10 protein-coding genes are annotated in these 18,878 nt (G+C 34.8%); 6 read left to right on the top strand and 4 right to left on the bottom strand.

Annotation, left to right across the window (positions count from 1 at the left end):
• Positions 1 to 389 precede the first annotated feature (389 nt).
• The 4 genes from VKJ25_RS08645 to VKJ25_RS08630 all read left to right on the top strand — a co-directional run bounded on the left by VKJ25_RS08645 (position 390) and on the right by VKJ25_RS08630 (position 6,315).
• Positions 390 to 1,574, top strand: a complete 1,185-nt coding sequence (locus VKJ25_RS08645) for an NAD(P)H-quinone oxidoreductase subunit H (RefSeq protein ID WP_324236221.1) — start codon at positions 390 to 392, stop codon at positions 1,572 to 1,574.
• Between the two features lie 631 nt (positions 1,575 to 2,205).
• Complete coding sequence (locus VKJ25_RS08640; protein ID WP_324236220.1) at positions 2,206 to 4,431, top strand: FdhF/YdeP family oxidoreductase; 2,226 nt, start codon at positions 2,206 to 2,208, stop codon at positions 4,429 to 4,431.
• A 529-nt stretch (positions 4,432 to 4,960) separates the two neighbouring features.
• Entirely contained in the window at positions 4,961 to 5,095 is a 135-nt protein-coding gene (locus VKJ25_RS08635; RefSeq protein WP_324236219.1) for a hypothetical protein, read from the top strand.
• Positions 5,096 to 5,424: 329 nt separating this feature from the next.
• Positions 5,425 to 6,315 carry a hypothetical protein gene (locus VKJ25_RS08630; RefSeq protein WP_324236218.1) on the top strand — a complete coding sequence of 297 codons (891 nt, stop codon included), beginning with the start codon at positions 5,425 to 5,427 and terminating at the stop codon, positions 6,313 to 6,315.
• A 763-nt stretch (positions 6,316 to 7,078) separates the two neighbouring features.
• Here VKJ25_RS08630 and VKJ25_RS08625 read toward each other — a convergent pair.
• The 3 genes from VKJ25_RS08625 to VKJ25_RS08615 form a co-directional block, all read right to left on the bottom strand.
• A complete protein-coding gene (locus VKJ25_RS08625) occupies positions 7,079 to 10,306 on the bottom strand; it encodes a HEAT repeat domain-containing protein (RefSeq protein ID WP_324236217.1) in 3,228 nt (1,075 codons plus the stop codon).
• 168 nt (positions 10,307 to 10,474) lie between these two features.
• Positions 10,475 to 12,379: a HEAT repeat domain-containing protein gene (locus VKJ25_RS08620; protein ID WP_324236216.1), complete on the bottom strand. Its 1,905-nt coding sequence runs from the start codon at positions 12,377 to 12,379 to the stop codon at positions 10,475 to 10,477.
• A 636-nt stretch (positions 12,380 to 13,015) separates the two neighbouring features.
• The gene (locus VKJ25_RS08615; protein ID WP_324236215.1) at positions 13,016 to 13,168 is read right to left on the bottom strand and encodes a hypothetical protein; all 153 of its coding nucleotides are present in this window, start codon (positions 13,166 to 13,168) and stop codon (positions 13,016 to 13,018) included.
• Positions 13,169 to 13,409: 241 nt separating this feature from the next.
• Between VKJ25_RS08615 and VKJ25_RS08610 the strand changes: the two genes are divergently transcribed.
• Both VKJ25_RS08610 and VKJ25_RS08605 read left to right on the top strand, forming a co-directional pair.
• A complete protein-coding gene (locus VKJ25_RS08610) occupies positions 13,410 to 14,588 on the top strand; it encodes an LptF/LptG family permease (protein ID WP_324236214.1) in 1,179 nt (392 codons plus the stop codon).
• 623 nt (positions 14,589 to 15,211) lie between these two features.
• The gene (locus tag VKJ25_RS08605; protein ID WP_324236213.1) at positions 15,212 to 16,996 is read left to right on the top strand and encodes a hypothetical protein; all 1,785 of its coding nucleotides are present in this window, start codon (positions 15,212 to 15,214) and stop codon (positions 16,994 to 16,996) included.
• A 343-nt stretch (positions 16,997 to 17,339) separates the two neighbouring features.
• On the opposite strand, the gene VKJ25_RS08600 is transcribed toward VKJ25_RS08605, so the two are convergent.
• Positions 17,340 to 18,479: a hypothetical protein gene (locus tag VKJ25_RS08600; RefSeq protein ID WP_324236212.1), complete on the bottom strand. Its 1,140-nt coding sequence runs from the start codon at positions 18,477 to 18,479 to the stop codon at positions 17,340 to 17,342.
• Positions 18,480 to 18,878: the final 399 nt, after the last annotated feature.

The raw sequence follows: 18,878 nt of genomic DNA, 5'->3' as shown, positions 1-18,878 counted from the left end.
TTATGTTGGTAATGGATAGGTCTCAGAGGGGGGGTTTATGTAAATCCTAGAAAGAGATGAAAATTTCCTGAAAAACCCGCCCCTACCCCATGCACCATTTTAGGTGAAACAATGCAGTAGTGTTTCTCTCTCCATTTGAGGTGGAAAATCTTAGAGAAATTTGCTATAAAAATATCTTATCAATTTCTAATTTTTTATTTGAGAGTTTTGTCAGAATAGTTGAAGAGAGATTTTGAGGGTTTAAACGCTATATATTCTCTTGCGCAATAGTTTTTCAAGCATAGGGCTTCCCTAGGTCATGCTGCGCAAACAGCTAGAGGTACTGATAACTAATAACTGAAATGACCTAGTATTTCTATAATTATCTAAGTCATAGGAAAATATTCAAAATGAGCCAAATTCAAACTAGAACCGAACCCATGGTCATTAACATGGGGCCTCATCATCCCTCAATGCACGGGGTATTAAGGTTAATTGTCACATTAGATGGAGAAGATGTAGTTGACTGTGAACCTGTGATTGGTTACTTACATAGGGGCATGGAAAAAATTGCTGAGAACCGCACCAATACAATGTTTGTTCCTTATGTTAGTCGTTGGGATTATGCTGCGGGAATGTTTAACGAAGCTGTAACAGTTAATGCTCCAGAGAAATTAGCGGATATTGAAGTTCCGAAAAGGGCGAGTTATATCCGGGTCATAATGTTGGAACTAAACCGGATTGCTAATCATTTGTTATGGCTTGGCCCATTCTTGGCCGATGTGGGTGCCCAAACTCCTTTCTTCTATATCTTCCGGGAACGGGAAATGATTTATGATTTGTGGGAAGCTGCTACAGGTTATCGAATGGTAAATAATAATTATTTCCGTATTGGTGGGGTAGCTGCTGATTTACCTTATGGTTGGGTGGATAAATGTGAAGATTTTTGTGATTATTTCTTGCCCAAGGTTGATGAATATGAACGTCTGATTACTAATAACCCAATTTTCCGTCGCCGAATCACAGGGTTGGGTGTGATTAGTCGGGAAGATGCGATTAACTGGGGGCTTTCTGGTCCAATGTTACGAGCTTCTGGAGTTAAGTGGGATTTACGAAAGGTTGACCATTATGAATGTTACGACGATTTTGACTGGGAAGTTCACTGGGAAAAAGATGGGGATTGTTTGGCGCGATATTTGGTGCGGATTCGAGAAATGCGGGAGTCGGTGAAGATTATTCGTCAAGCTATTCAGGGACTTCCTGGAGGACCTTATGAAAATCTGGAAGCTAAACGGATGGCTGAAGGGCCTAAGTCTGAGTGGAATGGTTTTGATTACCAATTTTTAGGTAAGAAAATTCCTCCGACTTTTAAGATTCCCAAAGGTGAGCATTATGTTCGGATTGAAAGTGGTAAGGGAGAGATTGGGATTTATATTATTGGTGATGATAATATGTTCCCTTGGCGTTTTAAGATTAGAGCAGCAGATTTTGTGAATTTACAGGTTTTTCCTCATATTTTGCAGGGTGCAAAAGTGGCAGATCTTGTGGCTATTTTAGGTAGTATTGACATTATTATGGGGTCTGTAGATAGGTAGTTAAATTCAAAAGTCAAAACTTAAAATTCAAAATTCAAAAGTCAAAATTGAAAATTCAAAAGTAAGAAATGTTTATTCATCTTTTACTTTTGGTCTTTTGGTTTTTTTCTAAGATTCAAAAGTCAAAAGTTAAAAGTCAAAAGTTAAGAAAGTAAGGAAATGTTATCAAAAGTCAAAAGTAAGAAATGCTTATTCATCTTCTACTTTTGGTCTTTTGGTTTTTTTCAAAACTTAAAATTCAAAAGTCAAAAGTAAGAAAGTAAGAAAGTAAGAAAGTAAGAAAGTAAGAAATGTTTATTCATCTTCTACTTTTGGTCTTCTCCTCGACTTCCTATTTTTATTAAAGTATGCATCTGAAATTGTTTCCTTGTGTTTTTATCCGGCATTATATAACCTATAAGAAAAATTCACCTTTAACTTCAAAAAAATTAAATAATATTAACAAATAAAAATTATATTCTCAGGACTTACCAAAAAATTACATCCGTTTTCAGGCCAATGAACCACACTCTGTAGGGACGTTGCATAACAAAAATGCGTTTCATGTCGCGCAGCGTTAGCGGAGCTTTGCGTTAGCAATACGTCCCTACAGTGGTTTACTGAAATGAAAACTGCTGTAATCAAATAAATTATGTTACCTAAACCAAACAAAATCTGGAATCCGAAAATTTGGGCAAGTTGGAAACCATTCGGTATTGGCGAACAATACCCCAATAACTACTGGGAAGTTATCCGCGCTGGCATTGAAAACTTCGATCAACTCCCCTACGCTTGGGAAATACTCAACAAAGGAGTCTGTGATGGTTGTTCCCTCGGCACAACAGGCATGAAAGACTGGACTCTGGATGGTTTTCATCTCTGTAATGTTCGCCTCCGATTATTGCGTCTGAATACGATGTCAGCATTTAACCCGGAAATACTGGCAGATGTTTCTCAACTGGAAAATAAAAGTAGTGGGGAACTGCGAGAAATGGGGCGATTACCTTATCCCATGCGCCGTGACAAAGGTGACAAAGGGTTTCGGCGTATTAGTTGGGATGAAGCGATGGCAGTTATTAGCGATCGCCTGAAAACTACTCACCCAGATCGCACAGGTTTCTATCTCACGAGTCGCGGTACTGTCAATGAAACTTATTATGCTGCGCAAAAAGCTGCACGGGCGATCGGTACTAATAATATTGATAATGCTGCTCGCATTTGTCATTCTCCTAGCACGGGAGCGTTGAAAACTACTATTGGTGCTGCTGCTACTACTTGTTCTTATAAAGATTGGATTGGTACTGATTTATTGGTATTTATTGGTTCAAATGTAGCAAATAATCAACCTGTTACTGTTAAATATTTGCACTGGGCAAAAAAAGCAGGTACAAAAATTGTTGTGATTAATACTTATCGGGAACCGGGGATGGAACGTTATTGGGTTCCGTCTATTCCAGAAAGTGCTTTATTTGGTACAAAATTTGCTGAAGATTTCTTTTTAGTTAATGTTAATGGAGACATGGCATTTATTAATGGAACTATTAAACATTTGATTGCTAATGATTGGATAGATAGACATTTTATTGATAATTATACTAATAAATTTGAGGAATTAAAAAGTTCTTTAAATTCTCAATCTTGGTCAGATTTAGAACGTTTTTCTGGAGCTAGTAAAGATGAAATGTTTGCCTTTGCTAAAATGGTGAAAAAAGCCGAAAAAGCGGTGTTTGTTTGGAGTATGGGAATTACTCAACATGAGTGTGGGGAAGATAATGTTAGGGCTATTATTAATTTGGCTTTAACTAAAGGTTTTGTTGGTAGAGAAGGTTGTGGTTTAATGCCGATTCGGGGTCATTCTGGGGTGCAAGGTGGAGCCGAAATGGGTTGTTATTCTACGGTGTTTCCAGGAGGCAGAAAAATTAATTCTGAAAATGCTGAAGTTATGAGTAATTTTTGGGGTTTTTCTGTGCCGAATAATCCTGGTTTAATTGCTTCAGAAATGATTGATAATGCGGCAGATGGAAAGTTGGATGTTTTGTTTTCTGTAGGGGGAAATTTTTTAGAAGTTTTGCCAGCTCCAGATTATGTGGAAGTTGCTATGAAAGGGGTGGCTTTGCGAGTACATCAGGATATTGTTTGTTCTAATCAAATGTTAGTTGAACCAGGAGAAACTGTAATATTATTACCTGCGACGACTCGTTATGAAATTCCGGGAGGAGTAACAGAAACTACCACGGAAAGAAGGGTGATTTTTAGTCCGGAAATTCCCGGTCCGAGAATTGGGGAATCTCGTCCGGAATGGGAAGTTTTTATGGATTTAGCAAAGTTAGTGCGTCCGGAATTAGCAGATAAGTTAGAATTTAAAAATACTGAAGAAATTCGTCAAGAAATTGCTTTGGTAATTTCTCAATATTCAGGTATTCAACATTTAAAAGAACCAGGAGATAATTTTCAATATGGAGGTTCTCATTTATGTTTTGGTTGGAATTTTCCAACGTCAGATGGTAAGGCGAAATTTTCTATCCTTTCTCCACCAAAAGAAGAGTTGCCGGAGGGATATTTTTTAGTAGCAACTCGCCGAGGTAAACAATTTAATAGTATGGTGCAGTCTCAGAAAGATGCAATTACTGGTGCGGTACGAGAAGCAGTTTTAATTAATCCTTTTGATGCGGAAAAATTAGGATTGAAAGATGGGGATAATGTACGGTTAAAAAATGATTTTGGTTTGTTGTTTGGGAAAGTATTTTTAGCACCGATGAAACCAGGTAATTTACAAGTACATTGGCCGGAAGGAAATGTATTATTAGATAAAGGTAAACGTTCTGTGGAAGGTGTGCCTGATTATAATGCTTTGGTGAGTTTAGAAAAGTTGAATTAAAGTTAGATTTTGAAGTTTTTATTACAGTAATTATTTCTAAAAAAAAACTGTAGGGGTTTGGTCTCCCAACCCCTTTAATTTTGAGAAATAAAGATGTCTGGGTTTGGTCTCTAAACCCCATTAATTTGGAAAATTTCCCCAAAAATTAATCATAAAATCTATAGTAATCTTCAAGCATTTGAGAAAAAAAATATCGGGGTTTAGTTTCCCAATCAAGTTCCAAAATGGGATTGGGAAAAGTTGGATAAAAGTTATATTTTGAGTTTTTTATTACCGTGATTATTTGTTAAAAAAACTGTAGGGTTTGGAGACCAAACCCCTACGGTAAAATATTAAATTGCTATAGTTGATAAATAAATATGAAATGATGTATCCTGTAATTTACAGAGAAATATAATAATCTGCCATTTATTTAATAGTTTAGGAGAAAATCGCAATGTAACCAATTCGACAAGGTGACGTTATCTGGCAACCAACCGAACTAACTTTAGACAATAAACTATCCCATCTGATTTTAGCAAAAGGAGAAGTGACAGGACATTCTCATCGCATTACCAGTGGATATCCAGAGCTATACGAAAAAGATGGCACGCTCTACCTGAAGGTGTTGTCAGAAACAGCAAGTTTAACCTACTGGACTGTTTCACCTAAAATAGTGCATTAGGGAGTAGAGAAGTAGGAGGGTAGGGGAGAAAAGATTTTTGCCCTTGTTTCGTACCTCAACCCAACCTACATCTATTGCATTATTTAAGATGAAACAGTCCACTACCTACCAACCTTCCCACACTCTTTTTACACCGATACTACCGGATTTGATATAACCCCTCCCAGGAGGGGAAGTTAATCCACCCCTTTATCGCAACCCTAAATTAGGTTGCGACAAATCAAAAAGTAGATAAAAAAACTGATTTATCGGGAACCGTAACTCTTACTTGTTCCCGAAAAAGTAGTAAGATTTTTGACACGAATAAAATAGGATTGCTATATATAAATATGATTCAGCCAAAACATGATTTTAATAATTCTGAATTAAATTATTCGGAAAAAAAGCCAGTTTCCGAGGCACAACATTATCTTCAGGTTATTGATGAAATAGATACCCAAGTATATGATTTATTAGCCCAAATCAATGAACTAATTACCGACCCTAATTTTATCCAGGAATTAAGTGAAGAAAATCAAGAAGAAGTTTCTAAAATTTTGATATTACTCTTAGATATCAAAACTCTATATCTATCTGGAAAATTAATTAAAAATATTCACAAAAAATCAGAAGTAGCTAATTTACTATTGAATCTTAAGATTGCCATTCAATCTTTTCAGCATAATCCTCAAATACTGCTGATTAAAAGACTGCGAATAGATGGAGAATTTAGAATCAGAAGAATTAAAAATTTTTGGCTAGCTTTACCTATTAATTTTTATCGAAAAGTTACCTCTAAGATTATTCTGAAAATTTTACTAGGGTTAATTATAGGAATTCCATTTTATATTCTTACTCCTCTAGGTTTATTGTCGGGAAGCGATAATTTAGAAATTTTTCTAGAGTCAAAAGGAATTCTTTCATCAGATATTTCTAGCAGAACAAATGACTCGCCAGATATGTATATAAACGATTTTAAAATGACAGTTTGGTTAGGCGACTTGTGTTTTACTGCTGGTGCTATAGGTAGCATAATTAGTATCTTATCTAGACTGAGTAATTATCAACAATCTGAAGAAGATTATCAGTATCAAGACTCTATAATTCCTATCTTAGTTGGTTTTTATAAGCCTCTAATCGGAGGTACATTTGGTATTTTAATCTTTGCTGTTTTACAGGGAAGAATTATTCCTATTACTTTTGGCGAACTTGATAATGAAACGAGACAAGAGCAAAGATGAATGTCTCTATTTTCTTTGTCTTTTGTGGTGGGATTTAGCGAGCGATTAGCAAAAGATCTTATTAGCACAACAGAAAAAAAGTTTGGTTCTGAGCATGAGAAATAGAAGGTGATAGAAAGTTTTAGAAAAAATTCTTTCAAACATCCAACTTATTTAGCTTTAATAGAATTAGGATAAATTGCTTTAACAAAATCTCTAAGTCTTTTTGAACTTGAAAACTGGAAAAAAGCGATCGCCTGAACATAGCTAGGGCTTTCTGAATAAATATCAAAGCATCTATAGATAATTGATAATGAATAATTATTTAGTTGAAAAACTTTTGTATTAGATTAAAAAAAAGATTACATTTTTCTTCTCTAAAAAAAGAGTTTATTACAAAGTTTAGTATTTTAATTCATTATCAATTATTAATTATTAATTATCCATTGCTAAAGTCAGAATACCAGCTTTTCTATCCACTACCAAGCGCCAATTTTCCAGCCAAAGCTTAATTTTAAATTGTACTATCTTTTTGAATTTTAGTAATTGAAGAAGCCCACTATGTTAAAATAAACAACATTAAATTATCAAGAATATATTTAGTTCTTTTGATGAATTTGCTGAAGCCCAACGTCATAAATATAATTTATAACCTTAATGGTTTAGCTTTCAGCTATGAGCTAAACCCAAAACTATTGGTTGTAAATAATTTTAATTTTATTAATATCCTAATACTTTTTTTTGGGAACTGATAGGTGGGTAGCACTGAATAATTGCAGCAAAATCAAGGAACAATAGTAGACCCCAACAAATGTACTAAATCATCAATAGCTTTTTGATTGCTCATGCTAATTTTATCCAACCTTTTTGCTGCTTTCCAGCGAGTTTTGTCATCAGAAGTAGACGCCAACAATTGTACAAAACCATCAATAGCTTTCTGATTTCCCCAGCCAATTTTTTCTAGAGTTTCTGATGCTATCAAGCGAGTATAATCATCAGCAGTAGACCTCAATAAATGTACTAAATCATCAATAGCTTTTTGATTGCCTATGCCAATTTTTTCTAAAGTTTCTGCTGCTATCGAGCGAGTAAAATAATCAGAAGTAGACTCCAATAAATGCACCAAACTATCAATAGCTTTTTGATTGCCTATGCCGATTTTTTCTAAAGTTTCTGCTGCTATCGAGCGAGTAGAATAATCAGAAGTAGACTGCAATAAATCTGCCAAACTATCAATAGCTTTTTGATTGCCTGTACTAATTTTCTCCAAGCTTTTTGCCGCTATTGAGCGAGTTAAATCATCAGAAGTAGACTCTAATAAATCTGCTAAACTATCACTAGAAGTAGACTTCAATAAATGTGCTAAACTATCAATTGCTCTCTGATTTCCACTGCCAATTTTCTCCAGGGTTTCTGCTGCTGTAGTCCGAGTATACTTATCAGAAGTAGAGCCTAATAATTGCAGCAAACTATCAATTGCTTCCTGATTTCCCCTGCCAATTTTTTCTAGGGTTTGTGCTGCTAAAGTGCGAGTATTTTTATCAGAACTAGATGCTAACAATTTTAGAAAAATATCAATAGTTTTCTGATTTCCCCTGCCAATTTTCTCAAGAATTTCTGCTGTTATAATGCGAGTAAAATAATCAGAAGTAGACCCCAATAATTGAACTAAACTATCAATAGCTTGCTGATTTCCCCTGCCAATTTTCTTGATGATTTCTGATACTATAGTGCGCAGATAATCATCAGAAGTAGTTCCTAATAATTGCACTAAACCATCAATAGCTTTCTGATTTCCCCTGCCAATTTTCTCTAAGGTTTCTGTTGCTCGCCAGCGAGTATTCTTGTCAGAAGTAGACTCCAATAATTGCACCAAACCATTAATTGCTTTCTGATTACCTATGCCAATTTTCTCTATGGTTTCTGGTACTTTCCTGCGAATCCAAAGAGTAGAGTTAGACACCAAAAATTGCACGAAACCATCAATGGCTTTTTGATTGCCCATGCTAATTTTCCCTAGAGTTTCTGCAGCTCGCCAACAAGTCTTATTCTCAGAAGTAGACTTCAATAATTTCACTAAACCATCAATTGCATACTCATTGCCCATGCCAATTTTCTTGATAGTTTCTGCTGCTATAGTGCCAATATAATCATCAGAAGTAGACCTCAATAATTTCACTAAACCATCAATTGCATACTCATTACCCATGCCAATTTTTTCTAGAGTTTTTGTTGCTATAGTGCAAGTAGAATTATCAGAAGTAGACCTCAATAATTGCACTAAACCATCAATTGCATACTCATTACCCATGCCAATTTTCTCTAGAGTTTCTGCTGCTAGAGTCCGAGTATTATCATCAAAAGTAGATCTTAATAATTGCACTAAACCATCAATTACATATTCATTACCCATGCCAATTTTCTCTAGAGTTTCTGCTGCTCGCAAGCGAGTATAGTTATCAGAAGTAGAACCCAATAAATTTACTAAATCATCAATGGCTTTCTCATTGCTGGTGGTAATTTTCCCTGAGTTTTTTGCTTTTATAGTGGGAGTAGAATTATCAGAATTAGACTCCAACTGAGGCATCAAATCATCAATGGCTTTTTGATTACCCATGCCAATTTTCTCTAGGGTTTCTGTTGCTATAGTGCGAGTATCATCATCAATAGTAGAACCCAACAATTGCACCAAACCATCAATTGCATACTTATTCCCCCAGCCAATTTTCTCTAGAGTTTCTGCTGCTATAGTGCGAGTATAATCATCAGAAGTAGACCTCAATAATTGCACCATACTATTAATGGCTTTCCGATTGCCTGTGCCAATTTTCCCTAAGTTTTCTGCTGCTATAGTGCGAGTATAATCATCAGAAGTAGATATCAATAATTGCACTAAACCATCAATTGCAGATTTATTGCCCCAACCAATTTTCCCTAGACTGTCTGCTGCTTCCCTGGAAGTATCATCATCAAAAGTAAACTGCAACAAATCTACCAAACTATCAATGGCTTTTTGATTGCCTGTGCCAACTTTCCCTAGAGTTTCTGCTGCTTCTATGCAAGTCTCACGATCAGAAGTAGACTGCAACAAATCTATCAAACTATCAATGGCTTTTTGATTGCCGGGGTCAATTTTTCCTAAAATTTTTGCTGCTCTTCTGCGAGTTAAATTATCAGAAGTAGACTCCAATAAATGCACCAAACTATCAATTGCATACTGGTCGCTCTTGCCAATTTTCTCTAAGCTATGTACTGCGATCAAGCGAGTATTATCATCAGAAGTAGACTTCAATAAATCTACCAAACTATCAATGGCATACTTGTTACCTATAGCAATTGTTCCTAAGCTTAATGCTACTTTTCTGCGAGTATTATCATCAGAAGTAGACTTCAACAAATTTATCAAACTATCAATGGCATACTTATTGTCCATGCCAATTTTCTCTAAACTATATACTGCGATCAAGCGAGTATTATCATTAGAAGTAGACCCCAATAAATTTACCAAGCTATCAATGGCATACTTATTCCCCATGCCAATTTTCTCTAAGCTATATATTGCTTTCCTGGGAGTCAAATAATTAGAAGTAGATCCCAGCAAATGTACCAAACTATCAATTGCGTACTTATTGCCTTTACCAATTTTCCCTAAGCTTTCTGCTGCTAGAGTGCGAGTATTATCATTAGAAGTAGACCCTAACAATTGCACGATACCATCAATGATTATCGGATGAGGATTTTCTTCTACTGCTATTGCTAATTCTTGCATTGTCTTGGCGACATCAGGATTAGCTACTCCTTTCTGCATTTCCAAAACCTTCTCACCGTAATCTAAAGGCTGCTCTGAAACTTGTTCAATAGCAGTTAAAATATCGGGAGATTTTTGTTTGAGAGATTCCAGAAATTTAACGCTTTTGTCCCAAAGTTCCTCCCCAATATTTTCTCCGGTTTTTTCCCCAGCTTTTGTCCCCAATACAGCAGATAGGGCTATTGCAATAGTAGTAGAATCCATATTTCCTCCTAGAATTTAATAATTACAGAAAAATCAAGGGACAATTCTTCTGACTACCTTTTCGATAATCCCCCAATTATAATTCTGAAATTCCTAAATTTCCAAATTCCCCATTTTTGCTAACTATTCTTTTTGAGTATTTTTCAACTTTTTGAATAGCATTTTTTGTTAAAAGATTAAAGGAAGTGTCAAGACTAGGGCTATTCCTAACAAAAAGCATAGCAATAAAAATAACCAACGATGTTTTTTGGCTCGAAAGCCAGTATGATCAGAAGTAGACCCCGGTAAATACGCAAAACTATCTATTGCTGTTTGATTACCAGGGTCAATTTTTCTTAAAGATTCTCCTACTCCCCAGCGAATATACTTATCAGAACTAGACTTTAATAAATTTGCTAAACTATCAATGGCTTTCTGATTACCGATACCAATTTTCCCTAAACTATAGGTTGTTATCAAGCGAGTAGAATCATCAGAAGTAGACTCTAATAATTGTAGTAAACCATCAATTGCTTTCTCATTGCCCATGCCAATTTTCTCTAAGCTATATGCTGCTTGTCTGCGAGTTTTATCATCAGAAGTAGACTCCAATAATTGTACTAAACTATCAATCGCTTTTTGATTTCCGGGATCGATTTTTCCTAGGGTTTCTGCTGCTTGTCTGCGAATCTGATTATTAGAAGTAGACTCCAATAATTGCACTAAACTATCAATCGCTTTTTGATTGCCAGGATCAATTTTTCCTAGGGTCTCTGCTGCTTTCCTGCGAGTATCATCAAAGGTAGATTTCAATAAATACACTAAACTATTAATAGCTTTTTCATTTCCGGTGCCAATTTTGCCTAAGCTTTCTGCTACTTGGTTGCGAGTCCAACGATTGGGGGTAGACTGTAACAAATTTACCAAACTATCAATTGCATATTCATTTCCGGTGCCAATTTTGCCTAAGCTTTCTGCTGCTTGAGTGCGAGTCTTATTATCAGAAGTGTACCCCAACAATTTGACTAAAGCATTGATAGTTTTTTTTCTGGGAGTTTCTAGTAAAATCCTTTGAGCTTTTGTTTCTATTTCCTTTAACCTATGATTGCATGCCCAATAAACTACTGTGTTCACTATTTTATCAGTTTGGCTGCATTGGGGAAATTCAACAACTCCAGCAGCAGCTAGAAAATAAGCCTGATATGTATAAATTTTTTTTCCGGTTTGAATCAAAAAGTCTCCATATCTATCCTTAAACTTGGTTAAAGCTTTAATAAATTCTTCTTTCTTTTCCTCCTCCAAATCCTCTCTCCCTAACCACAGCAAAATCACTTGTTTCCACTGTGGCTGAAAAATTCGATAACGTTCAAGTTTTACAGGTTTATTATTCTCTGGGGGAGGGAAGAAAAAATTGCAATTATTGATCGCTATGGCAGCAAAATATTCTTCAAACCTGGGATGAAAAAAAGCATAGACTTTTTCTGTGGGTGAACCTGCTGCTACCTGCACATTATTTAGCCAACCAATTTGCAATGCTACATCAAATAAAGAATTTTCATCATCAGCAACTCCCAATATTTGCTCAATCAAATTTTTCTGTAATGGGGAGCGATCGCTATTAGAGTCAATATTTTGTTTTGCTAGTTCACCCAAAGCTTTTTCTAATTCCTGTCGCCTAGTTTTGTGAATGGGAAAGCGATCGCTTTGAGAGTGATAAAACTCTTCTACTAACTGACTATACAACTGTGCTTTTGTTTGCTGCTGAAAATTTAGTATTTTTTCTATTTCTTGTAAAACTTGATTGATTTTAGGATGAGGATTTTCTTCTACTGCTGCTGCTAACTCCTGTATTGTCTGAGCTACATTACGATTAGTTACTGCTCCCAGAATTTGCAAAACCACCTGACGATAATTTAAAGGTTGCTCTGATGATTTTTCAATGGCAGTTACAGTATTTGGAGATTGTTGTTTCAGAGATTCTATAAATTTAGCACTTTGATTCCAGACTACCTCATCAATATTTTCTCCTGTTTTTTCCAAAGCTTTTGTCGCCAATACAGCAGCTAGTGCTATTTGAATAGTAGTAGGGTTCATACTTCCTCCTCAAACCAGAATAATGGCAGAAAAATTAAGGGACAATTCTTCTGACTATCCTCTCTATAATTCCCCAGTTTCCTGTTTTTCCTAACTATTCTCGCCAAGCATTGAAATCCGTGGGCTTTTAGCTTAAGTCATCTTTAGATAACTAAATTATCTATGCCGTCTTTTTGTATCAGGACTTACGTTAAGGCACTACATATAGACTATTGGCGCGTTCACTGGCGCTAACACACCCTGCCCATAGCGTTAATCGCTAAGTCCTGTGTATTAATGATAGTTGAACTTACCGCACTTTTGAGCATAGTGAAGTACAGTTGAAGATTAATCTCTATCCAGAGTAACACAGCCTTCGTTTGCTGTAATAACTTGGAAGGTTGTGTTACCACTCATTACTGTAATTTCCCATTTAATTACTATTGGCCAATAGATGAATCATACATCAATAAGATGACAATGAGTGGTTGCGTAAATAGTGTGTGGCAAAGCCGAACAGAGCTTATATCCCTACTTTCCTTGGATTGATCAAAATCTCATAAATAATGGATTTGCTTGGTATTTTTGTGGTAATTGATCGCAAAATTTGATTGTATTTCCCATTTAATTACTATTGGTCAATAGATGAATTAAACATCAATAAGCATGAAAAGAAGCGATCGCGAAACGGAACGGATGTGCTATCGCTACTTGGCTGTAAATGCTGAATAAAACTGATGCTAGCGGACTTGATAGAATGGTAAGGCGATCACTGTTTAATTTTTTGATATTTATAATTTCAGTAATCATTTTTTTGAATAGTTATTTCTCATAATTATAGCAGATTTAATATAAACAGGACTTACGCAAAGGTACTATATATATAAAACTATTGCAACCTAGTTTTAAGCACCATTGTACTAGAAACATAGGATTGAAATTAAGCTAACCTTAAATAACATCCTCAAACATATATTTAATAAAGGATAGAATTAAAAGCTAACTAATAGTCAATTCTGCAATTGTAGATTCAACCCTAAATCTAAAGAATATGGAGCGTACTACCTCAAAATCCTTATCTCCCCTCCCAATATTTGGACCAACAATTTCTGTCATGGATCGCTACATCATCACAGAATTAATTGGGCCTTTCATTTTTGGTGTCGGATTATTTTCATCTATTGGTGTCACAGTCGGAGCAATGTTTGAGTTAGTCCGAAAAGTTACAGAATCTGGACTACCTATTTCCATTGCCATCCAAGTATTTCTCTTAAAAATGCCAGAATTTATTGCTTTAGCATTACCTATGGCAATGATACTGGCCACTCTGATGGTTTACAGTGAGATGTCTAGTAATAGTGAGATAGTTGCTCTCCGTAGCTGTGGTGTTAGTGTATCGCGAATAATTATACCGGCAGTTATAGTTAGTTTAATGGCAACTGGTTTGACCTTTGCTCTCAATGAGGTAATTGTACCTAATGCTAACTATCAAAGCTCTCTCATCTTAGAAAAAACTTTGGAGCAAGACAACCCTCCTTTCAAAGAGGAAAATATATTCTACCCAGAATTTGGCAAAGTTAGACGACCAGATGGTAGTCGAGATGATACACTTACTCGGTTATTTTATGCCGAAAAGTTTGATGGTAAATACATGAAAGGTATAACTATTTTAGACCGTTCTAAGTATGGAGTTGAGCAAATTGTATCTTCTGAATCAGCAACTTGGAATCCAACAAAAAATATTTGGGATTTGTTTAATGGTACTATTTATTTGGTATCTTCAGATGGTTCATATCGTAATATTGTTAAGTTTGACCATCAGCAATTAAAGCTTTCTAGAGCGCCTTTAGATTTAGCAGGAAAAAAACGTACTTATACACAAATGAATATTGCTCAATCTTATGAGTATTTAGAGTTAATGCGACTCAGTGGAAATTATCGAAAAGTTGTGAAAACTCAGGTTAGGATTCAACAAAAATTGGCTTTACCATTTGTGTGTTTAGTAATGGGTTTGGTAGGAGCGTCTTTAGGAGTTAGACCTCATAGAAATTCTAATCGAGGTACTAGCTTTGGTATTAGTGTGATAATTATTTTTACCTATTATTTACTTTCTTTTATGACAGGAGCAATGGGGCAAAAAGAAGTTTTAACTCCTTTTTTGGCTGGATGGCTACCAAATTTTATCGGTCTTGGAGTAGCGTTATTATTGTTAGGAAAAGCTTCTCGTTAATCAATTCAAAAGTTAAAAGTAAAAAGTTTAGTAGGGTGCGTTAGGCGCACTTCTATAAAGCACTAATTAATTATTTGCTAAAACATTCTACTAGAGATGCTAATTTATAACCTAAAAATTTGGTGCGTTAGGCTGACCCTAATACACCTTACTTGACTGACCTAAAAATTTGGTGCGTAACGCTGACCCTAATACACCTTACTTGACCGACCTAAAAATTTGGTGCGTTAGGGAGTAGGGGAATGGGGGAGTAGGAGAGAAAGATTTTTGTTGGGTTTCGGGGTTCCATACTCCGCAACCCTAACGGGAACAACAAGGACCTACATCTATTGCACCATTTAAGGTGTGTCAGTCTACCACTTCCTACTGGATTGACACAGCTAATTTTGTGCATTAGGAAGTCGGGAAATCGGGAAGTCGGGGAGCAAAATTTTTGTCCTTGTTTCGTTCCTCAACCCAACCTAGAGCTATTGAACCATTTAAGGTGTGTCAATCTACTACTACATTGTTTCAGCTAAAATAGTGCAGAGCGCTTTTTTCGTGACCCCATCCCCCCATCACCCCATTTCCTATTGTACCATTTAAGGTGTGTCAGTCTACTACTTTCTACTACCTAATTTAATATGTCAAATCCTTTAATATTAAAATCAAAAATAACTAAATTTTTATCAATCTTACATCAAAACCTAATAACTAGAAGCCGGATATTTTGGTTAGGTTTAAGCATAGCAGTTCTATTAATTTATGGTATTGAATCTCTAAAAGCCACTTTTGAAACTGAATATATAATCCAAGATGATGCCCGACAACATATATTTTGGATGCGTCGTTTTTTAGATGCAGAATTATTCCCTAATGACTTAATTGCTGACTATTTTCAGTCAGTAGCACCTTGGGGTTATAAAACTTTTTATTGGTTAATTACGTCTCTAGGTATCGACCCAATTTTTTTAGGTAAATTATTACCAATATTTCTGGCATTAATTTCTACATTTTACTGCTTCGGAATCAGTTTACAAATTTTGCCAATTCCTGCTGTGGGATTTTTTAGCTCATTCATTTTAAATCAAACTTTATGGATGGAAGATGACTTAGTTTCTGCTACTCCCAGGGCATTTTTCTATCCACTTTTTTTAGCATTTTTATATTACTTACTCCAAGGTTATTTATTTCCGGTTTTGGTAGCGATCGCTCTCCAAGCAATTTTTTATCCCCACACAGTTTTATTATCACTAACTATCATCACTATTCGACTATTCTCCTATCATAAAAAACGGTTAAAATTTACCTCAATCAAGTTAAATTATTGGCTTTGGTTGGGAGGAATAATAACTGCCACAATCATACTTTTACCATATAAATTACCTGCTACGGAGTTCGGACCAATTATTACTACTACCGCAGCCAAAATCCAACCTATTTTCAATTATGTTGATGGTAAATACGGGAGAGCATTCTTTTTTCATCAAAACCCCTTAGTTTTTTGGCTCACAGGACCGAGGAGTGGTATCTTATTTTTAGGATTATTTTCACCACTAGCTATAGGTTCATTACTATTACCTTTTTTGCTCAAAAAAGAAAAATTTCCTCTAGCCAAAGAAGTATCTACAAAAGTAGAAATATTAGGTCAAATTTTTATAGCATCAATAGGATTATTTTTTCTAGCTCATATATTTTTATTTGATCTTCATTTTCCCAACAGATATATTTATCATAGTATGCGAGTAACAATGGCAATAGCTGCTGGTATTGCCTTAATAATTTGGCTGGATAATTATTTAAAGCAAATTATTTCTGAGTCAGAAAAAGGTTTAACTTTCTCACAAAAAATATCTATCGGATGTACAACTATATTATTAGTAATATTGAGTCTTATTCCTTTTTCTCAAGACCTAACTATCAATAATCAATCCTACGTTAAAGGTAAAGAAATAGAATTATATAAATATTTATTAGCACAACCTAAAAATACATTAATTGCTTCCATATCTAAGGAATCAAATAATATTCCTACTTTTGCTCAACGTTCTACTTTAGTAGCTCAAGAATATAGCTTACCTTATCATGTCGGTTATTACAGTCAATTTAGTCAAAAAGCTATAGATTTAATTCAGGCTCAATATACCTCTAAACCAGAACAAGTTAATAATTTTATTCAGAATTATGAAGTTGATTTTTGGTTACTCGATCTGAATGCTTTTGACCCTAGATATGTAGCTGATAAAGAGTTAATTCGTCAGTATAATTTACCAGATTCAATTATTGAGCAACTAAAACAAAATATTATTCCTGCTTTATCAACTACTTTAGAAAGCTGTACTGTATTAAACAGTAAAAAAATAGCATTATTACCAACATCATGTATTCAGAATGAGTTACTTAAATTAAACAATAATAATCTTAAATAACCCCGATAATTTTTCCAATAAAATTTAGTGGGGTTTGGTCTCCAAACCCAAGCACATAAGGGATTTGGGAACTAAATCCCTACCCTCAAATCTGACAATCTATTTAGGGTTTGCTGATTAAATCTAAAAGTTTTTACAGATAAAGTTTTTAGTCTTTGAAAATGCTATTTTAAAGATATATATAGGTATTAGAAATTATTGGTGAGAAAAAACTGTAGGGGTTTGGTCTCCAAACCCAAGCACATAAGGGATTTGGAAACTAAATCCTTATCCTCAAATCTGACAATCTATTTAGGGTTTGCTGATTAAATCTAAAAGTTTTTACAGATTTAGGAAACCTTATTTAATTCTGATTTTTAAAAGGATTATTCCAAGGTTGGCTATATCCGCGATTATTAAAATTATTATTATTTGTAGAATCAGGATTATTCTGAGGAGTTTGTGATAAGTTTTGATTTACTTGATTAGGATTAACTCCATAATTATATTGTTGTTGTTGATTTTGTGTATATACTTGATTACCATAATAATTATTAACTCCATTTATCTGATTTTGATTATTGATTAATCCATTAGGTGTAACAGGATTTAATGGAGGTAAATTTGGATTAGTAGATTGTCTTTGAAGAGAATAATTATAACTTGGTAAATTAGTGGGATTATGTGTCGAATTTGTCTGATTTACTCCTCCTGATAAGTCAGTATAGTAAGGTTTTGGAGGAGTAACATTTATAGGTTCGGAAACGGAATTAAAATTACTCGTTTCTTGAGATTTAGAAATATTCGATCTTGGTATATTTACAAAAGGAGAAGGTTTAATATCCTTTGGCTTTATTTCTGTGGGAGAGAGGTTAATATTATTTGTTTGAGACTGATCATTCGAGGAAGACTCAGATTTAGTTTGCAAACCTAGATAATTATCCATAGCAGTTTGAAGAGCATTGACTGGTTTTTCCTTCATTGCCTCCTTATTTGTCGGCTCTAATAGATTGATCTTATTTACCAGAGGTTGATTTTTTGGAGACAAATTTTGACTTTTATTACTTTCATAAATATTAACTTTAGGCAGAGGTTTAGCTATATATTCTTCAGGTTTTGTAGCTTTTTTCTCTTTATTAGATTTCTTGGCATTTTCTTCTTCTAATCTATCTAATAAATTAATCTGAAAATTTTGTAGAGCATTAATTTCTTGTTGTTTAGCAGCTTCTAATTCTTTCTTTAAAACTGAAGAATTACCAATATCGTTTATAACAGAAGCTTCTTCCGGAGATAAAGTTTCAGTAATAGCATTACCGTTTGATACTGAATCATCATTATCATCATCTTCAATGGCTAACCATTCTGGGTGAACTGATAATTCCCAAGCAAATAATAGCACTAGAGCAGCAACACCAATTGGTCCCCAAACTAAGGGTTTTGTTAAATGACTAAATCTAGCTAGGAAGTAACGTACAGGATTAGGTGATCTTTTTTGATTAGACATTATTTTTTTCCTTCATTTATTATGAGGACTTACGCCAAGGTACTATCTGTAGGGTGAAAAAACTATTCTACAATAGTTTTAAACACTATATGTCTCGTATATGCGTAAGTCCTGATTATTTTTGTAAGTATTCAGCTTTTCCTCTAAGGATGGTAAGGTACAGTTATTTGTAACACAGCCATCCTGGCTGTAACAACCAGGATGGTTGTGTTACCATATCTTAGAACTTATTTTCCGGCTGTAACAACCAGGATGGTTGTGTCACCATATCTTAGAACTTATTTTCCGGCTGTAACAACCAGGATGGTTGTGTCACCATATCTTAGAACTTATTTTCCGGCTGTAACAACCAGGATGGTTGTGTTACCATATATTAGAACTTACTTTCCGGCTGTAACA

This window comes from Okeania sp. (assembly GCF_035285525.1).
GTDB lineage: Bacteria > Cyanobacteriota > Cyanobacteriia > Cyanobacteriales > Microcoleaceae > Trichodesmium.
Note: the sequence above shows the minus strand (reverse complement) of the source record. Positions and strands in the feature narration are given on the sequence as shown.

What these genes read in the sequence shown, in the direction of transcription:
- VKJ25_RS08645 (WP_324236221.1), top strand. Translation starts at nt 390, where the DNA reads ATGAGCCAAATTCAAACTAGAACCGAACCCATGGTCATTAACATGGGG.
- VKJ25_RS08640 (WP_324236220.1), top strand. Translation starts at nt 2,206, where the DNA reads ATGTTACCTAAACCAAACAAAATCTGGAATCCGAAAATTTGGGCAAGT.
- VKJ25_RS08630 (WP_324236218.1), top strand. Translation starts at nt 5,425, where the DNA reads ATGATTCAGCCAAAACATGATTTTAATAATTCTGAATTAAATTATTCG.
- VKJ25_RS08625 (WP_324236217.1), bottom strand. Translation starts at nt 10,306, where the DNA reads ATGGATTCTACTACTATTGCAATAGCCCTATCTGCTGTATTGGGGACA.
- VKJ25_RS08620 (WP_324236216.1), bottom strand. Translation starts at nt 12,379, where the DNA reads ATGAACCCTACTACTATTCAAATAGCACTAGCTGCTGTATTGGCGACA.
- VKJ25_RS08615 (WP_324236215.1), bottom strand. Translation starts at nt 13,168, where the DNA reads ATGATTACTGAAATTATAAATATCAAAAAATTAAACAGTGATCGCCTT.
- VKJ25_RS08610 (WP_324236214.1), top strand. Translation starts at nt 13,410, where the DNA reads ATGGAGCGTACTACCTCAAAATCCTTATCTCCCCTCCCAATATTTGGA.
- VKJ25_RS08605 (WP_324236213.1), top strand. Translation starts at nt 15,212, where the DNA reads ATGTCAAATCCTTTAATATTAAAATCAAAAATAACTAAATTTTTATCA.
- VKJ25_RS08600 (WP_324236212.1), bottom strand. Translation starts at nt 18,479, where the DNA reads ATGTCTAATCAAAAAAGATCACCTAATCCTGTACGTTACTTCCTAGCT.